General features: G+C 45.3%; 16 protein-coding genes, 2 tRNA genes and 1 other annotated feature. Of the genes, 14 read left to right on the forward strand and 4 right to left on the reverse strand.

Annotated elements, in window-relative coordinates:
• Window positions 1–170: 170 nt before the first annotated feature.
• The 4 genes from DWZ61_RS10310 (at window position 171) to DWZ61_RS10325 (ending at window position 4,103) form a co-directional block, all read left to right on the forward strand.
• Window positions 171–785: a hypothetical protein gene (locus tag DWZ61_RS10310; RefSeq protein WP_117466703.1), complete on the forward strand. Its 615-nt coding sequence runs from the start codon at window positions 171–173 to the stop codon at window positions 783–785.
• Between the two features lie 30 nt (window positions 786–815).
• Window positions 816–1,853 (forward strand): CHAP domain-containing protein, encoded by a 1,038-nt coding sequence (locus tag DWZ61_RS10315; RefSeq protein WP_118538374.1) that lies wholly within the window; start codon window positions 816–818, stop codon window positions 1,851–1,853.
• 330 nt (window positions 1,854–2,183) lie between these two features.
• Entirely contained in the window at window positions 2,184–3,416 is a 1,233-nt protein-coding gene (locus DWZ61_RS10320) for a carboxypeptidase regulatory-like domain-containing protein (protein ID WP_118504063.1), read from the forward strand.
• Between the two features lie 30 nt (window positions 3,417–3,446).
• A complete protein-coding gene (locus tag DWZ61_RS10325; RefSeq protein WP_117466709.1) occupies window positions 3,447–4,103 on the forward strand; it encodes a hypothetical protein in 657 nt (218 codons plus the stop codon).
• A 140-nt stretch (window positions 4,104–4,243) separates the two neighbouring features.
• On the opposite strand, the gene DWZ61_RS19750 is transcribed toward DWZ61_RS10325, so the two are convergent.
• The 3 genes from DWZ61_RS19750 to DWZ61_RS10335 all read right to left on the reverse strand — a co-directional run bounded on the left by DWZ61_RS19750 (window position 4,244) and on the right by DWZ61_RS10335 (window position 4,683).
• Window positions 4,244–4,399, reverse strand: coding sequence for a hypothetical protein (locus tag DWZ61_RS19750; RefSeq protein WP_176865097.1), 156 nt, complete (start codon window positions 4,397–4,399; stop codon window positions 4,244–4,246).
• Window positions 4,400–4,514: 115 nt separating this feature from the next.
• A tRNA-Met gene (locus DWZ61_RS10330) sits at window positions 4,515–4,588 on the reverse strand.
• 22 nt (window positions 4,589–4,610) lie between these two features.
• A tRNA-Val gene (locus tag DWZ61_RS10335) sits at window positions 4,611–4,683 on the reverse strand.
• A 377-nt stretch (window positions 4,684–5,060) separates the two neighbouring features.
• Here DWZ61_RS10335 and DWZ61_RS10340 point away from each other — a divergent pair.
• Window positions 5,061–6,494 (forward strand): hypothetical protein, encoded by a 1,434-nt coding sequence (locus tag DWZ61_RS10340; protein ID WP_118538376.1) that lies wholly within the window; start codon window positions 5,061–5,063, stop codon window positions 6,492–6,494.
• On the opposite strand, the gene DWZ61_RS10345 is transcribed toward DWZ61_RS10340, so the two are convergent.
• Window positions 6,489–7,604: a DUF362 domain-containing protein gene (locus DWZ61_RS10345; protein ID WP_182427049.1), complete on the reverse strand. Its 1,116-nt coding sequence runs from the start codon at window positions 7,602–7,604 to the stop codon at window positions 6,489–6,491. The two genes, DWZ61_RS10340 and DWZ61_RS10345, sit on opposite strands and share 6 nt — an antisense overlap.
• A 331-nt stretch (window positions 7,605–7,935) precedes the next feature.
• On the opposite strand from DWZ61_RS10345, the gene DWZ61_RS10355 reads away from it, so the two are divergent.
• From DWZ61_RS10355 to DWZ61_RS10395, 9 genes are all read left to right on the forward strand, one after another.
• Entirely contained in the window at window positions 7,936–9,696 is a 1,761-nt protein-coding gene (locus DWZ61_RS10355; RefSeq protein ID WP_243026389.1) for a DEAD/DEAH box helicase, read from the forward strand.
• 110 nt (window positions 9,697–9,806) lie between these two features.
• The gene (locus DWZ61_RS10360; protein WP_118538380.1) at window positions 9,807–11,414 is read left to right on the forward strand and encodes a hypothetical protein; all 1,608 of its coding nucleotides are present in this window, start codon (window positions 9,807–9,809) and stop codon (window positions 11,412–11,414) included.
• A gap of 159 nt (window positions 11,415–11,573) precedes the next feature.
• Entirely contained in the window at window positions 11,574–12,110 is a 537-nt protein-coding gene (gene ispF, locus DWZ61_RS10365) for a 2-C-methyl-D-erythritol 2,4-cyclodiphosphate synthase (RefSeq protein ID WP_118538408.1), read from the forward strand.
• A gap of 167 nt (window positions 12,111–12,277) precedes the next feature.
• Window positions 12,278–12,631 carry a BlaI/MecI/CopY family transcriptional regulator gene (locus DWZ61_RS10370; protein WP_347475431.1) on the forward strand — a complete coding sequence of 118 codons (354 nt, stop codon included), beginning with the start codon at window positions 12,278–12,280 and terminating at the stop codon, window positions 12,629–12,631.
• A gap of 267 nt (window positions 12,632–12,898) precedes the next feature.
• Window positions 12,899–13,153 carry a type II toxin-antitoxin system HicA family toxin gene (locus DWZ61_RS10375; RefSeq protein ID WP_117466724.1) on the forward strand — a complete coding sequence of 85 codons (255 nt, stop codon included), beginning with the start codon at window positions 12,899–12,901 and terminating at the stop codon, window positions 13,151–13,153.
• The gene (locus tag DWZ61_RS10380; RefSeq protein ID WP_117466726.1) at window positions 13,150–13,482 is read left to right on the forward strand and encodes a type II toxin-antitoxin system HicB family antitoxin; all 333 of its coding nucleotides are present in this window, start codon (window positions 13,150–13,152) and stop codon (window positions 13,480–13,482) included. Before DWZ61_RS10375 ends, DWZ61_RS10380 begins: the two co-directional genes overlap by 4 nt.
• A gap of 67 nt (window positions 13,483–13,549) precedes the next feature.
• Window positions 13,550–13,789, forward strand: a binding site (T-box leader).
• A gap of 99 nt (window positions 13,790–13,888) precedes the next feature.
• A complete protein-coding gene (gene cysE / locus DWZ61_RS10385; RefSeq protein ID WP_347475432.1) occupies window positions 13,889–14,608 on the forward strand; it encodes a serine O-acetyltransferase in 720 nt (239 codons plus the stop codon).
• A 2-nt stretch (window positions 14,609–14,610) separates the two neighbouring features.
• Window positions 14,611–16,020, forward strand: a complete 1,410-nt coding sequence (cysS, locus tag DWZ61_RS10390) for a cysteine--tRNA ligase (protein ID WP_118504119.1) — start codon at window positions 14,611–14,613, stop codon at window positions 16,018–16,020.
• Window positions 16,005–16,445, forward strand: a complete 441-nt coding sequence (locus DWZ61_RS10395; protein WP_022312152.1) for a ribonuclease III domain-containing protein — start codon at window positions 16,005–16,007, stop codon at window positions 16,443–16,445. The genes cysS and DWZ61_RS10395 overlap by 16 nt, the downstream gene beginning before the upstream one ends.
• The last annotated feature ends 21 nt before the right edge of the window (window positions 16,446–16,466 follow it).

A 16,466-nucleotide genomic window follows, 5' to 3' on the forward strand; every position in this document is an offset into this window, starting at 1 on the left:
AATGGAGAAATTAAAACGGCAACATCGGCAGAAAAGAATTATCAGTTTGTAGAAAAATGTAATGTGTATTGCAGGTGGGGAAATCTGCTTTGCAACTATGGATGGGAGTGGTGCCCATGAAGAGTCTATAATGGCGAGAAATTTGAGAAGTGAAACGGAGGAGATTTTGAATGAAAATATTGACAAAAGTTATGGATTTACTTGCATTATCGGTTATCTTGTCTTTTATGATTTTGATGTTTTCAGGATGCCAGATGGCTTCCGGTACTCTTTCCGAAAAGGAAATTACTGTGTTTAACACAGAATTTTTCAATGGTGACATAACGAACATGAACAATATGCTGTTATCCAGCGAGTATAGTCAACCAGATGAAATTAACTTGTTTGAGTTATTTTATAATGGCGTTGGAGGAGCGTTTGGCGAAGTATCGGAGGATGAACTGTCAATGCTGACAGAGTTATGTAGTGATGCCCCGTATTTGGATATCATAAAAATCACAGCAAATGAAATGGATGCTTTTTTGCAGGAAAAAATGGGAATAAGTCTGGCGGAGACAAAAAAGACAGGCTTGGACAGTTTCTATTATTTGGAGCAATATGACAGTTACTATCTGATTATGGGAGACTCGAATTTTGATTGGTGTATGGTTACTTCCGGAACTTGGGAGTCAAATAACAAACTCATACTGAAATACGAAAAAGAGTATGAGGGGGGGCAATGGGTGGTCATTTTACAAAAGACGGATGATGGTTATTTGTTTATTTCTAACCAGAAGGCAGATTAAACAAGTTCAGACGAGAAAGAGAGGTATTTTATGAAGAGAAAAGAGGAAGCAATGAAAAAGTATATTGCGAGTTTTTTAGCTATTTGTATGATCTTTGTTATGGTTCCGATTTTGCCCGCAGAGGCGGCTGGCCTGGAAGATACAGAAAGGGTGGAGATACTTGAGTTGGTAGAAAGCTACATGGATAGTCGGGAAACAGCAGTCATGACCGGGGACACGGAAAGCTTGAGAACAGTGGCTGTCAACGGCATCGTGAACGATGAAAATGCTCACAGAATTACATTGTCCGAAAATAACGTCAGCGTTTCTGATATGTCTTTTCAAATTTCTGGGATTGACATAGAGGATACAATAACTTTTGTGACATTATATGAGAGCATGGAATATGTAGATGACGGTGTTGTGAAGACTGCAGACATTGAACACAACCTGACTATCATGTACGATGAGGCATATGATGTAGCCAAAGTAGTGTCTGACAGTTATAGGGAGACTGTGTCAGGATTCCAATCCTGTTCTTATGTTTCTGAAGAAATTCAAGCTGTTAGTGAAGCGTTATACAGCTTGAATTCCATAAATACTGATTATTGTGCTGAAATTGTCAGAGTTGCAGAATCCCAGGTTGGGTATAAAGAAAAGGCTTCCAATTCAGACTTGGATAGTTTCACAGCGAACGCCGGTTCTGCAAACTACACCAAATATGGTCAATGGTATGGGCTTAACCCCGCAGCATGGTGTGCAATATTTGTTAGTTGGTGCGCAAGTGAAGCGGGCGTATCAACATCCGTTATTCCTAAGTATTCTTCCTGCTCGACAGGAATGAAGAATTTCAAAGACATGGATTGTTTTTATTACAGTTCTGCTTATAACGGAAGCTATACACCTGAGGTCGGCGATATTTTCTTTACGGGCACGAGTACAACATCTAGTAGCCACACTGGCATTGTAGTTGAGGTGTCAAGCACACAGATTACTGTTGTGGATGGAAACTGGAGTGATAAGGTTTCGAGACATACGTACAATTTAACAGATAGCAGTCTTATAGGATTTGCAAGCCCGATTTATTAAACATAAATATTTGACATTAAAGTAGCACAAGGAGAAAGAACTTGGTTATATTGAGCAGATTATAAAAGGTAATGTAAACCGAATTATGAAAAAATCGTATTCCTTTCCATTGGGGTGAACGATTATATTTTGCTTACGAAAGCCCCGTCAAGGTTGAATTTAACGGCTTTCAGTCCGGTCTTGACTGATCTTCCGATGCAAAATTTTGGTCACCCAAACCAAAGAAAGGGGAGGTAAAGGCACAGCCTTGGAACACTTGATTTTACTGGAGTTGGGGTGATTTTGAGCGTATAAAGTTGACACTACCTATAAAAAATGGGAGGGTGAAATATGAAGAAAAGAATAATATCTTTGGCAATTGCTGTTATGTTCGGATGCTCTATTTATACTTCTGCTATTACTACATATGCAGAAGAAGCATGTGGAGAAACGGATACTGTGAGCAAGGGAACTTTACTTTATGAGACAGAGGTAATAACACAAAAAGATTATGACGAAGGATTCCAAAATTATGCCCTTTCTGCAGCAACAGTAGACTTGGCAGTAAGTATGCACACTTTTTCCAACAATAATTTGGCAAATGTTGTCGGTGTTGTAAGAGATTATGATACAGAAGCCTTTATTCCAAATGCTACAATTTCTGTAGATGGGGAAGTTGCGGTCATTACGGGTGAAGATGGACGTTTTCAAATAAAAAATCTCCCTTCAGGAACATACGATTGGGAAATAAATGCAGCAGGGTATTTTGCGGCAAATTATAGTAATTATGATGTTGACAGTGCGGATGGAACTACAATTTTTACATTCTATATAAATGATGACTTTTCTGTTTCGCAGGATAGAGAAGAAATAATGCATGATATAGGAGGACAAACTGTACTGCCTTCTATTATAGATAGAGGAAATTTTGCAACATCATCTGTTGCCAGAGCAATGAGTTCTGTTCCGGATGTAAGCAATTCTATTGCGGTTTACTATAATAATCAAACAAAAACTGTTGATAGAGAGACATATATCTATACTGTATTATCTTCGGAACTTTACGGAAAAAGTTATTACACTGGTAAAGGACTAACTTCAACACAGGTTAGTGAATTGTATGAAGCACAGGCAGTGGCGGCAAACACCTTCTTAGAGTATGCGCTGAGTGTTTATTCGAATCATTCGGGTAAAGATTATAAGGTTTGCTCATCTTCTTGTTGTCAGGTATATGATCCTACTAAGGTTACCGAGGAGGCAATAGATGCAACGGCAAATATTTTTTATACTTCTGGAGGTAAATCTAAAACGGATATTGTAATGTATAAACCATCATCTACAACTTATGATTATATTTGGGGTGCCTTTTTCTCAAGCTGTAGTGGTAATGGAACAAAAGATCATTCTACGCAGCCTGCTTTGAAAGCTGTAAGTTGCACAGATATTGCAACTGGTGCGGGAGGACATCGTTACGGGCTATGTCAAATGGGTGCCGCATTGCGTGCAAAAAATGGTGATTCCGCATCGAATATTTTGTTGTATTATTACACTGATTGCAGGATCATATCCTGCACATTAAAATAGAAAATGTGCCAGAAAGAGATTAAGACGAGTATGGGTAAGATGAAAAATAAGGTTTTGCCGGTCTCTGTTCTTGTGTTGTTTATGCTGATGTGCATCAATGCGTGTGGAATATCGAAATCCAGGGATAGTGCTGATATGGTCTCAGAGCTTAATAACAGGATTATAGAAAAGGTAGCAGAGAATTACGAAGAAGGTAACATCAGTGCATTAGATATTGTTATAGTTCGGATTGATTTTGGTTCTTTCTCGCAAGATAATGCCAGTGAAATATTCGTGTTATGCAAGATTTTGAATACCCCTCATGTTGCAGGATTGGATAAAACGGTGGGTATCCTTTTAGATGCTGATTCATTAGAAATGGTAGCATATAAGGAGTTTGCGGCTGATAAAGTAGTTATAAACTGTATTCAAGCGAGTGACGGACAAAGCAGAATATTGGTATCAAAAACCACAACATATCAAGGAATATCAACACAGGAAATTCAGCTTTTAGCTGTCGAAGGCAGTCAATGGGTAGAAATTCCGATAGATGCGCTAAAGATCATTGGAGATGAATCTTTTTATTATATGGATATAGTAGATGATTTGATTATTGTGGCATCTGAGGATAAATTGATAAGTTCTGAAGAAATCGTAGCAGTATTAAAGTGGAACCCTGAGACAGAGCAGTTTGTTTTGGAACAGTAACGGGTTTGGCGGTGTGCAAGTCCAAATTATTAAATAACAATGTGCATAAAGAAAAGCGGAAATCTGGCTATATTAGATGAAATCACCATGACCACTAATTCCTTTGTCTATCAGAATGCTGAAAGCGGTGATGCTAAAGTTTAATTTTTATTTAAAACCGTATTTTCCAAAGAGGGAAGAAGTTCGGCAACCGTAACTTTTTCCACGGAGTCAGCTTTCGTACCTTTTGTTTTAGGCTTCTTAACCCTGGTTTTAAGAGGAGAAAACCGGCGCATTTTAAACTCTGGTTTAACCATTATCACCGTCAGAAATCCAGAAGTAAACAAAAGTAAACATATTATTTGATACTTTGAGAAATCAAAAAAATCGGAAACGCTGTATTTATCAGCATTTCCGACCCTTTTAACCTAATAGCGAGAGGGGGATTCGAACCCTCGACACTGCGGGTATGAACCGCATGCTCTAGCCAACTGAGCTATCTCGCCATATGACCAACCGAAGTTGGAATGGAACCTATAGGGCTCGAACCTATGACCCTCTGCTTGTAAGGCAGATGCTCTCCCAGCTGAGCTAAGATTCCATTTCGTTGCTCTCGCAACTGACTTGTTAAGTATACAATGGGTACATCGCTTTGTCAACAAGTTTTTTGCTATTTTTGTAAAAATTTTGTATGCAATTAAAACAATAATAGATGATGAGCATATTTTCAACATGGAGTTACAAAGTATGATATAATGAGCCTCAGAGAAAACCAAGCGGCTGCGAAGCAGACATTTGGTTTTCTGGGCTCATTAGCGAACGAATAATCACGCGAAGCGGGATGTGAAGTGCGAAAGCACGAATTCGTGAGCTTATGATATAATGAGCGCAAGAGAGTCAACACGCTTGCGTGATTGGCGAACGGCGAATTGAATCATGAATTCATGAACTTAACACATAATGTAGATGGGGGAAACTATGAAAAAGAAAAAATTAATTGCGCTACTGCTTTTTAGTACCATGCTGTTTACTTCCTGTGGGCAGAAAAATACCTCGGAAAAAACAGAAAACACAGAATTTCGTGAGGAGGCAGTCGCAGAAAGTACAACAGAAGATACCTCTACACAGGTAGAGGTCGTGACGGAGCCGGAAGACACAAACCGCACGGAGTACTGGCTGGAAGAGCAAAGCAACGTTTCTGTATGTTTAGACCGGGAGCAAGATAACTATGTCATTGTGGACGGAGAACAAGAGATTCCGTTTCAACTTGACGGTCATCCCCTGACGCCTCTGGAGATCGTTGGAGCGTATAAGATGGATGTGGACGGAGACCAGAAGGAAGAGTACGCAGTTACCTTTTGCGATGGGAGGGGCACCGGGATATATCTGATGGGACTTGCCGTTATAGAAGAAGGAAAGGAACAACCGGTATTCTATCTGTCCTCTGATGACATCGTAGAAAATATCGACGGAAGGATTACCTACAAGTACGATGCCAAATACCAGATGCTTGGTATATACACGGGGAATGAAAAGAATGAGGAACCGGCTTGGCAGGCTTGTCTGCAGACAGAGGAAGAAGAGTGTGGGGGCAGATTTGAGAGCACCTGCTTTGGTTCGCATGTCTATATAGAATATAAGGAAGGGGAGTTCTGGATTCATGGTACTCTGCCATTATTTTTCCAGGGCCGTGCGATAGAGTATGGACCAGCACCCGGTGTTTCTGCACCGCTCACTTTTTCGGAAGGATATGAGTATTCTATAGGTAAAATAGGTGTACAGGCACCATATGAGAATGCGGAATATGGGAAGCCGATAGCGTATAGTGAGGTGTTGGCACAGTTTTCGGCAGATATTACCCATGACGGACAGAAGAACACGATTCTTCTTACCGTTCCGGAAGGTGCTACGCTACAAGATGTAATGAATGGAAGAACTGCATTCGGACAGTTCTATGTATCAGCCGAACAGCATTATTTGGCAGAAGAAGGGGAGGGTGATTTTTCTGAAATCCACGCTTTCATAAACAGAGAGTTTTCTCCTACACATGTGGGAAATGGGCAGATGTTTGTTACGACAGTAGAGGGAAAAGACTATCTGATCCAGACAAATTTCTGGAGCGGAATGGATACACTTACTTACCAATATGAGGTCTTCTTTGAAGATCGTAATGCAAAATACGAAGTGGAATCAGCGAAAATAGAAATGGGAGAGAGCAGTTCCAAAGAGGATATTTCAGAATTTTTCAGCAATTTAAATACATGGGTCAATGATTCGACCTATGTTGTGTATGTCGCGGATATCGATTATGAACCGAATCTGTTCTATTCTACGGAGGATCACAAGATATCCCCCGCAGAATACCTGACTGAAAAAGAAAAACAATGGCTGGAAGCACTGGAATCCTTATAATGCCTTTTTAACCGAAATTGCCTTCATGGGGCACATTTCCTGACAGCAGAAGCAGGAGATGCAGCCTTTTCTACGGAATTTTGCCTTGCGGTTTTCAATCTTAATTACATGAGCCGGGCAGCTTTCCGCACATTTTCCGCAGCCCACGCATTTCTCCGCATTGAGCTGGGGATAGGACTTTAACAGTCTGGATGCAACGAAGGTAAACGGTTTTCGTAAAAATCGTGGGACTCCGTTCGTGAAATCCAGCTTGATGGTATCCGGCTTCCGGAAGGGAGACAGCCCCACGGGAACCGAGTCGCCGACAAGCTCCAGTTCTTTTGGATGAGCCAGTCCTTTTTCCACGGCTTGTCGCAGCATGACGATTTCCATGGGATCCAGCCCCATGAGTCCGGCGGCAAAGCAGTCCTGGGTGTAGAAATCTCTGGCAGCCAACAGCATGTGCAGCGGATGGGAGGTACCGCCGGTGGGACCGTTGCCTTCCATGGCATCGATGGCATCAATGACGGTAAGCTGCGGTGCTACAGTCTGCGCCAGCTCTAAGAGCATGTTGGAGAAATCTTCAATCTCGGGCCAGCGATAGTGCATCTGCGGCTTTTCCAGACCGGGAATCGTACCGAAGAGATTCTTGATGCCGCCGGAATAACCGGTCATGGCGTGGGTTTTCAATTTACAGATATTGATAATGTAATCTGCTTCCACGATGGGCGTGATCAGGTGAAAACTGTGGTTCTTGAATCCGGAGGGACAGTTGACGGTCTGCGCGGAAAAATCCATATTCAGTTCGGCTTCCGGACTAAGCGCATCCATGCCACAGACATGGTAGACATGCTTCATGGCTTCGGCATTGTAGAGACCGCCGGAACTCTCGGCGATGGTGATATGCTGCATGCCCTGTTCCCGTAGCCAGCGGATCACGGCTTTTACCACCAACGGATGCGTGGTAGCCGGAAAATCGGGGGACTTTGCCATGACCATGTTCGGCTTGATGACGATCTTCATCTCCGGACGCAGGTCTGCCGCAATGTTTAAAGCCTCCATGCTTTTACAGATGGCGGGATAGATCAGGTCTTCGTTATATTCGGGTACAATGTGTAATGTCTGTATCATAAAAATCTCCATGCCTTTCAGAAAGTTCATGTTTTTATTCTATAGTAAAGGAAATTACTTGTTTTTTCAATCCTTCCATGCTATACTACGAAATGTTGTTGAGATTTGATGGAAGAAATCAGAAGCGCATCGCAATGATTTCTTTTTTTGTGCAACAATTCAGAACCAAGGTTATTTTCATAAATGCACGTGAAATGCTTGCATTTCAAAGGGCATTTTTGAAAATGACTTTGGTGAGAACCCAGACATTCGCAAAAGGAAAGTCTCAAAGAGACGATTTTGCGAATGCGGTTCTGAATTGTTGTGTGGAGTTAATTAAAAGGAGCATTCAGTGAGTTATTTTTTGGAAAATGAAGAAGCAGTAAAGGAACAGGAAATTTTGCAGGACGAGACAAGCGTGCAGCAGGAAAATGAGCAGGAGCAGGACGGTATCGCCTCCATCGAGCCGTTATTGGATAACCGCATTGTGCGCGCTATCCGTGAGATGGGATTCGAGAAGCTGTCTCCGATCCAGGAGCAGGCGATTCCTTATTTATTACAGGGCGAGGACATCATCGGACAGGCACAGACCGGTACCGGCAAAACCGCAGCATTCGGTATCCCTGCTATTCAGCATATCAATCCGGACGTGAAAAAATTGCAGACGATCATCCTGTGCCCGACCAGAGAACTGGCAATTCAGGCAGCGGAAGAACTGCGTAAAATCGCAAAATATATGCACGGGATCAAAGTGCTTCCCGTATACGGCGGACAGGACATCAGCCGCCAGATCGCGGGTCTGCGGGGTGTGCAGATCATCGTAGGCACTCCGGGACGTGTTATGGATCATATGCGCAGACATACGATCAAGCTGGATCTGGTCAACATGGTGGTACTGGATGAAGCAGATGAAATGCTGAACATGGGCTTCCGTGAGGATATGGAACTGATCCTGGGACAGATTCCGGGAGAGCACCAGACCGCACTGTTTTCCGCGACGATGCCGAAGCCGATCCTCGAGATCACCGATCGTTTCCAGAAGGATGCCAAACTGGTAAAAGTAGCGGCAAAAGAATTGACGATCCCACTGGTATCCCAGAAATTTTATCGTGTAAAAAATCAGGACAAGGATGCAGCCTGCGTGAGACTGCTGGAATATTATCAGCCGAAGCTGACACTGATCTTCTGTAATACGAAGAAGAAGGTGGACGAGCTGGCGGATCTGCTGAAGCAGCAGGGATTTCAGGCGGAAGGACTGCACGGCGACCTGTCCCAGGCGCAGCGTGATGTGGCGATGAACCGTTTCCGTAACGGCGGCGCCAGCATCCTGATCGCTACCGATGTGGCAGCCAGAGGGATTGATGTGGATGATGTGGAAGCGGTCATCAACTATGACATTCCACAGGATATTGAGTATTACGTGCACCGTATCGGCAGAACCGGGCGTGCCGGCAGAAAGGGCAGATCCTTTACGTTTGCAAACAGCAGAGAGATCTACAAGATTCGTGAGATCGAGAGAGTCTGCCATACCACGATCACCGAGAAAAAGCTTCCCGGAGCGGCGAAGGTACTCAAGGCGAAAGCAGACAAGTATCTGAACAATGCATGGGAACTGCATGAGCATGAAGACATCGAACTGATGAAGAGCTTCCTGCAGCGCAAGATGGAAGAGGAAGGCTGCGACGCACTGGATCTGGCGGCAGCCATGCTGAAATATCAGGTCGGCGACAAGGGCGAGGAGATCGCCGCAGATGATTATGTACAGCGCCGCGGACGGTTCGGAGAGAAGGGACGTTTCGGCAGAAACGATGGCGAAGGCCGTGGTTTCGGCAGAGGAGACGGCAGACGGAGGTTCAGCCGCGAAGACGGGGACCGCAGAAGATTCGGCCGTAGTGACAGAGACCGCAGAGATGATGGCAGCACCGGTTCCGGAGAGGACAGAAGACGTCGCAGAGACGAGAACCGCGAGGACGGAAGAAAATGGAGCGGCCGCGACAGAAAGGCAGCGGACCGTAAATACTCCGGGGACAGAGCGGAGAGAGAAGCGAAAAAGAGAAAGAAACGGGAAGAGCCGGGCATCGGTAACAGCTTCCCCAAGAGAAAAAAATCTTAAGTAGATGAGGAATTTTATGTATTTGCCGCAAAAGCCGCAGTTGTGCTTTCGCGGCAAATCGTGTATAGTTAGGAAAGAATAGATAGGCATAATTCAGAAAGGTCTGCGGTATGAAAACACTGAAAAAACAGATACCTTATATCCTGTTGGGAGCCACACTTCTGCTCCTTTTGGGACTTAATATTATCAGCCAGGATCACTGGCTGGATTCCGATATGGCGGCAGAGATGATCTTTTCCCGGATCCTTGCGGGGGAGCATCAGATGGTTTCAACGACGAACTGGTATTATTCCACGGAGTTCCGTGTGCTGTATACACAGCTGATCATGGGACCGCTGTTCCGGATCTGCAACAACTGGCATGTGATCCGCACGATCACGAATCTGGTGTTTTACGGGCTGATGCTGGCTTCCTATTATTATTTTATGAAGCCGTTAAAGGTATCCAGAAGGCTTACGGTGTTAAGCTCCTGTCTGTTGCTTTTGCCTTTTTCCGAGACCATGATGACACACATGCAAATGGGCAATACCTACATGTCCCATGTGATTCTGGTGTTGTGGTTCTTCGGTATGTATCTGCGGCTGTGCAGTGGAGAATACAGTACAAAACGCAAGGTCAGCCTGTGGATCTTCTATGTACTACTGGCTATTGTCTGTGGAATGTCCGGCGTACGTTACCTGCTGGCATTACAGTGCCCGCTGGTACTGACTTCCTTTTTCTATCTGCTGGGTGGTGAGGAATTTCAGAGCTTCCGCGGAGAGATGACAAAGGAGCATTTCCGCTCTTTACTTTCTACGGACAGGATGCGATATTTTCTGTATAGTCTGGCGGGGGCATTTTTCGCGGTAGCGGGCTATGGCATCAATGTAGTGTTCATCAGTCACAAATACGTATTCCAGACCTATGGTGCCACGAATTTCATTGCTCTGTACCACGGGGTGCTGTTTGACCGGATCCAGAATGCAGTAGGCTGTCTGTTAATGCTTTTTGGTTATATTCCCGACAAGGGCTTTTTATCCCTGCGTGGTATTGTGACCATGGCGGCCTTCGTAATGCTGGGCATCTACGGATATGTTACGGTGAAGAACGGAAAGATAAAGCAGAGTACAGGATTTCGCAGCCTGATCACACTTTTCCTGAAAGTCAGCTTTGTCCTAAATCTGTTTGTGTTTATTTTCACCACCAGCACCATGGTGCCGCGGTATTATATTACGATTTTTATTTTTGCACTGCCGGTATTGTGCTTTTATCTGGAAGAGGAGAAAATGCCATTTGACCGTCTGGCGGTGACGGCGTTGCTTACAATCTGTCTGATCCTTGGAACGGGCAAAACGGTGATGTCTTTCCTGACGGTGGACAAGAACGAAACGAAGCGTCCCGTGGCGCAGTTCCTTGCGGAAAACGGGTATGATTTTGGCTTTGCTACTTATAATAATGCCAATATCATTACAGAGCTTACCAATGGCGAAGTGGAGATCGGCAACATCGGAGATCCCGAACATCTGGAATATTTCAAGTGGTCTTCTCCCATGAAATATTATGAGGAAGGGTATCATACCGGGGAGACATTCCTGCTTCTGACGTCGGAGGAATGCGCGGAATATGCATCGGCGCCTGCGCTGAAACAGGGCAATAAGGTGTATGAGGACGGCAGTTATACGGTCTATGTATTTGACAGTACGGAGGATCTGATGGACTGTGCTGTGGCGAGAAAATAATGACAGAGATTTCGTATATTGCAGACGACATTGTTGGCACCCGGCACTGGCCGCAACGGGACAGAACGGTTTGGGGACTGGCTGGTTGGAGAATCGGGTAAGACACAGGGATGTCGGTACTTTTTGAAAAAGGATAACGTCTGCGGAAAGGTTGTAAGTATGAGAATCGGAATGGGATATGATGTACATCGTCTGGTGGAGGGAAGAGACCTGATCATTGGCGGTGTGAAAATACCTTATGAAAAAGGACTTCTGGGACATTCGGATGCGGATGTCCTGCTCCATGCGATAATGGATGCGCTGCTGGGGGCAGCGGCGCTGGGAGATATCGGAAAGCATTTTCCGGATACGGATCCCGCATACAAGGGTATTTCTTCCATAAAATTGCTGGAAAAAGTGGGCGAGCTGCTGGAAGAAAATCATGTGTTTATCGAAAATATTGATGCGACGATCATCGCGCAGGCACCGAAGATGCGCCCCCACATTGATACCATGCGGGAAAATATTGCCAAGGCTCTGCTGATCGATGTGGGGCAGGTCAATGTGAAAGCCACTACCGAGGAAGGACTGGGATTTACCGGCAGCGGAGAGGGAATCTCCTCTCAGGCAATCTGTCTGGTGACTACGCCCTTTGACCTCACTGCGCAGGCGGTGCAGGGGGGATGTGGAAGCTGCAGCGGATGCCCGAAGAGCTGATAATTTCGGAAAATAAGAACTTGACAAATAGGTCGATAGGATATAGACTTTGATTAGAACAAGGTCTGTATACTATCGACCTTTTATAATGTGATGAGTGCAGAAAAGCCAATAGGATTGCATAATTGGCAAGGGCTGGATTAAGAAGGATACAAGGAGGAATGGAAATGTATCAGATGACGGAGACGGAATACAAATTTGCAGAGCTGATCTGGGAGGAGGAACCCATCGGTTCCGGAGAACTGGTAAAACAGTGCGCGGAGAAGTTCGGCTGGAAGAAATCCACTACCTATACGTTCATTAAAAAGCTGTGTGAGAACGGTATTTTCAAAAATGAGAATGCCATCGTATCTTCCGTATTGAATAAGGAGGAATACCACAGAGCCCAGGGGGAGGCTTTCGTGGAGAAGGCTTACGGCGGTTCGCTGCCGAAGATGATCGCCGCATTTATCCAGAGCAAGAAGCTCAGCGCAGCGCAGATCGCTGAGATCGAAGCTATGATCGAGGATTATAAGAGCTGACGGAGAAAACAGCTGCGGCACCGGAGGGGCAGTGGGTGCTTTTGGAAGAATAAAATACTATTGTGATTACAAAGGTTCTATGCTAATATAAATGGCATAGGGCCTTTTTCTATTATCAGATCTGTTTTCTATTAGAATCCAATGTCGGAGAAATTTTCCAATCCATTGAAATTAGGTAGAAAATATGCTTTTAACTTCATTCTTGCAACTAAAAACAGTTGCAAAAAACGAGCAGAAAAAATATAATATAATTAACAAGGGGTACAAATGGGACAAAAGGAAAAACTAATTGAACAGTTAAAAAGCAGACCGAAGACATTTACCTTTCATGATGCGGAAGTTTTATTGGATTATCTGGAATTTACGAAATCCAATAAGGGGAAAACCAGCGGTTCCAGAGTGATGTTTACCAGTGAGGAGCATGGGAGTATATTACTACATAAGCCGCATCCGCAAAAGGAATTGAAAGCATACCAGGTCAGACAATTACGTGATCTGTTGGAACAGGAGGGATTGATTTGAAAAATACGATGGAATATAAAGGGTATGTCGGCAGCGTAGAATTTTCCGAGGAGGATGGGATTTTTTTCGGAAAGGTAATGGGGATTCGTTCCCTGATCTCTTATGAGGGAACCGATGCCAGGAGTCTGGTAGAGGATTTTCATGGGGCGGTAGATGATTATCTGCAACTGTGTGAAGGACAGGGGAAAGCTCCGGAAAAAGCATACAAGGGAAGCTTTAATATCCGGATCGCACCTGAGACTCATAAGCAGCTTGTGATCCATGCAACTGCATGCCAGATGTCACTGAATGAATATGTGAGGGAAACGTTGGAAAAAGCAGTGATGTAGAAAACTCCGGGGTTGACAAAACCCGTATTTTTGCATATCTTATTTAGTAGGAATGATCGTATATTCAGTAAAGGCATGGAGCAGGAAAAGTACTTTTCGGTGGGACGCCAGAGAGAAGCTGTTAGAAGCTGGGAGCGGCTTTCGTCTGAGGAAAAGGAAGTGCGCCTGTGAGCTGATCCGGGGAACGTTAACAGTAATCAGTATCCGGATCCGGTGAGCACCCGTTATGTGCGTGACGCCATAGGCGTAAGAGTGAAGGGCATCGTCCCTTAAGTAGAGTGGAACCGCGGATAAATTCGTCTCTAAGAGAAGAGTTTGTCTGCGGTATTTTTTTGAGACGATTCAAATATCAATTTGCAAAAGATGTCTGAATAGTCGAAGTATATTTCGAGGTGAGAACATGGGCATCATCAAAAATTTAAAAGAAGAAGTCCGTATTATCAGGGAGCGTGACCCGGCGATCCATTCTTCCATGGAGGTACTTTTGTATCCCAGTTTCAAGGTCATGATCCATTACCGACTGGCTCACAAGCTATATGTGAGCGGGCATTATTTCTGGGCCAGATATATTTCCCAGCGTGGTGTACGTAAGACGGGCATTGAGATCCATCCCGGCGCGCAGATCGGCAAGGGATTTTTCATTGATCACGGCAACGGTGTCATCATTGGTGAGACTACCATTATCGGCGATAATGTGACAATGTATCAGGGCGTGACCCTGGGCGGTACCGGCAAGGAGCACGGTAAGCGTCACCCCACCATCGGCAACAACGTCATGATCAGTGCGGGTGCGAAAGTACTGGGTTCCTTTACCATCGGAGATAATTCGAAGATCGGTGCCGGAAGCGTGGTCTTAGGTGAAGTGCCCCCCGGATCCACGGTCGTGGGTGTACCGGGACGCGTAGTAAAGCGTAACAACGCAAGCCTCCCCCAGGAGACCATGAACCAGACAGATCTCCCCGATCCGGTGCGGGAAGATATCACGGTATTGCAGCGTGAGAACTCCGAACTGACCAACCGCGTGCTGGAGATGGAAGATGAACTGAAACAGCTGCGCAGGCTGGTGGTAATGAGCGAAGAAGCGAAAACTGATAATACAGTTAAGACAGGAAAGGATAAATCATGAGTATTCAAATCTACAACACTTTAAGCAAGAGAAAAGAAGAATTTAAGCCCCTGGAGCCGGGAAAGGTAAAAATGTATGTCTGCGGACCTACCGTATACAACCTGATCCACATCGGCAATGCCCGCCCCATGATCGTATTTGATACGGTGCGCCGTTACATGGAATACAAGGGTTACGAAGTAAACTATGTATCCAACTTCACAGACGTGGATGACAAGATCATCAAGAAGGCCAATGAAGAGGGTGTGGAGCCCAGCGTGATCTCCGAGCGCTATATCGCAGAGTGCAAAAAAGACATGGAGGGAATGAATATCAAGCCCGCTACCAAGAACCCTAAGGCTACCGAGGAGATCGGCGGCATGCTGGATATGATCCAGACTCTGATCGACAAGGGGCATGCGTATCCCGCAGCGGATGGTACGGTATATTTCCGGACCAGAAGCTTCAAGGACTACGGCAAGTTGTCTCACAAGAACCTGGACGATCTGCAGGGCGGTAACCGTTCCCTGTTAGTCTCCGGTGAAGATCAGAAGGAAGATCCCCTGGATTTCGTATTGTGGAAGCCGAAGAAAGAAGGCGAGCCTTACTGGGATTCCTGCTGGTGTCAGGGCCGTCCCGGCTGGCACATCGAGTGCTCTGTTATGAGTAAGCGTTATCTGGGTGAGGAGATAGATATTCATGCCGGTGGCGAAGATCTGATCTTCCCTCATCACGAGAATGAGATCGCACAGTCCGAGGCAGCCAATGACAAGCCTTTTGCAAGATACTGGATGCACAATGCCTTCCTGAACATTGACAACCGCAAGATGTCCAAGTCTCTGGGCAACTTCTTTACTGTTCGTGAGATCTCCGAAAAATATGATCTGCAGGTACTTCGTTTCTTCATGCTGTCCGCACATTACAGAAGCCCGCTGAATTTCAGTGCCGATCTGATGGAAGCAGCAAAGAACGGCTACGAGAGAATCGTTACCAGCGTGGATAACCTGAAGTTCCTGCTGGAAAAGGCAGCAGATGCCGAAATGTCCGAAGAAGAAAAGCAGTTAGTTACCGAGGCACAGGGCTTTGAGACCAAATTCGATGAAGCTATGGACGATGATTTCAACACTGCGGATGCGCTGGCAGCTATCTTCGAGCTGGTAAAATTCGTCAACTCCAATGCGAAAGCAGATAGCAGCAAGGCATTTCTGGAGGCTCTGAAACAGGAAATCGTGACTCTGTCCGATATCTGTGGACTGATCGTAGACAAGAAAGCGGAAATGTTGGACAGCGATATCGAGGCACTGATTGAAGAGCGTCAGGCAGCCAGAAAGGCGAAGAATTTCGCAAGAGCCGACGAGATCCGTGACGAGCTGTTAGCCAAAGGCATTGTGCTGGAAGATACCAGAGAGGGTGTAAAATGGAAGAGAGCATAACCCTTCTTACGAAAATAAAGGAAGCATTTGCTTGCGAAGGACAGGATGTCCGGGCGTATTCTCCGCTGACCCTGGCCTATATCGGAGACGGGATTTATGAGCTGGTGATCCGCAGCGTGGTGGTGGAGAGAGCTAACCGTTCCGCCAATGATCTGCATAAAAAGACGACACGTTATGTAAAGGCACCGGCGCAGTCTGCCATGATCGAGGCACTGCTTCCGGAACTGACGGAGGAAGAGGAAGCGGTGTACCGCAGAGGACGCAACGCCAAATCATACACCACCGCGAAAAACGCTTCCGTGGCAGATTACCGCAGAGCTACCGGTTTTGAAGCATTGATGGGCTATCTGTACCTGACGGGACAGATCGACCGGATGTTGCAGTTGATCAAAGACGGCATCCGTCTGGCAGGCATGGAACTGTAATAAAAATTCACAATAGAAAGG

The sequence above is a fragment of the Clostridium sp. AF34-10BH genome (genome assembly GCF_003478095.1).
GTDB lineage: Bacteria > Bacillota > Clostridia > Lachnospirales > Lachnospiraceae > Acetatifactor > Acetatifactor acetigignens.

Excerpts from the sequence above, each read along its gene's own strand:
- DWZ61_RS10310 (WP_117466703.1), top strand. The coding sequence starts at position 171 with ATGAAAATATTGACAAAAGTTATGGATTTACTTGCATTATCGGTTATC.
- DWZ61_RS10315 (WP_118538374.1), top strand. The coding sequence starts at position 816 with ATGAAGAGAAAAGAGGAAGCAATGAAAAAGTATATTGCGAGTTTTTTA.
- DWZ61_RS10320 (WP_118504063.1), top strand. The coding sequence starts at position 2,184 with ATGAAGAAAAGAATAATATCTTTGGCAATTGCTGTTATGTTCGGATGC.
- DWZ61_RS10325 (WP_117466709.1), top strand. The coding sequence starts at position 3,447 with ATGGGTAAGATGAAAAATAAGGTTTTGCCGGTCTCTGTTCTTGTGTTG.
- DWZ61_RS19750 (WP_176865097.1), bottom strand. The coding sequence starts at position 4,399 with ATGGTTAAACCAGAGTTTAAAATGCGCCGGTTTTCTCCTCTTAAAACC.
- DWZ61_RS10340 (WP_118538376.1), top strand. The coding sequence starts at position 5,061 with ATGAAAAAGAAAAAATTAATTGCGCTACTGCTTTTTAGTACCATGCTG.
- DWZ61_RS10345 (WP_182427049.1), bottom strand. The coding sequence starts at position 7,604 with ATGATACAGACATTACACATTGTACCCGAATATAACGAAGACCTGATC.
- DWZ61_RS10360 (WP_118538380.1), top strand. The coding sequence starts at position 9,807 with ATGAAAACACTGAAAAAACAGATACCTTATATCCTGTTGGGAGCCACA.
- ispF (WP_118538408.1), top strand. The coding sequence starts at position 11,574 with ATGAGAATCGGAATGGGATATGATGTACATCGTCTGGTGGAGGGAAGA.
- DWZ61_RS10370 (WP_347475431.1), top strand. The coding sequence starts at position 12,278 with ATGTATCAGATGACGGAGACGGAATACAAATTTGCAGAGCTGATCTGG.
- DWZ61_RS10375 (WP_117466724.1), top strand. The coding sequence starts at position 12,899 with ATGGGACAAAAGGAAAAACTAATTGAACAGTTAAAAAGCAGACCGAAG.
- DWZ61_RS10395 (WP_022312152.1), top strand. The coding sequence starts at position 16,005 with ATGGAAGAGAGCATAACCCTTCTTACGAAAATAAAGGAAGCATTTGCT.